Source organism: Micromonospora fiedleri, assembly GCF_016774385.1.
Lineage (GTDB): Bacteria > Actinomycetota > Actinomycetes > Mycobacteriales > Micromonosporaceae > Micromonospora > Micromonospora gifhornensis.
On sequence record NZ_JAETXL010000042.1, the window covers coordinates 1 to 489 of the forward strand.

Here is a 489-nt window from a genome sequence, read left to right on the forward strand (position 1 = left end):
GGGAACGGGACGCCAACGGCCCCTGCGGGACCCGAGCGGAGTGGAGGAGGGTGTCCCGCCTCGGCCGGAAGGCGTTCGAACAGTGCGCCGGCTGCCTGCGCATCCCCGGCGGCGACGACCCGCTGGACTCCTCCAGCGTGCACCCGGAGGCGTACCCGGTGGTGCGTCGGATCCTCTCCTCGACCGGGCAGGACCTGCGCTGGATCATCGGCAAGAGCGCCATCCTGCGCGGGTTGCGCGCCACCGACTTCGTCGACGACACGTTCGGTCTGCCCACGGTCACCGACATCCTCGCCGAACTGGAGAAGCCGGGCCGCGACCCACGTACGGAGTTCAAGACGGCGACCTTCGCCGAGGGCGTGGAGAAGAGCAGCGACCTGACCCCCGGCATGGTGCTGGAGGGTGTGGTCACCAACGTCGCCGCGTTCGGCGCGTTCGTCGACGTCGGGGGGCACGAGGACGGCCTGGTGGACGTGTCGGCGGTGTGGC

Annotated in this window: 1 protein-coding gene; it reads left to right on the forward strand. The window is 71.2% G+C overall.

The genetic code is table 11. From position 1 onward, the window contains the following. On the forward strand, positions 1-489 hold a 489-nt coding region (locus tag JMF97_RS30545), incomplete at both ends, for a S1 RNA-binding domain-containing protein (protein WP_203224670.1).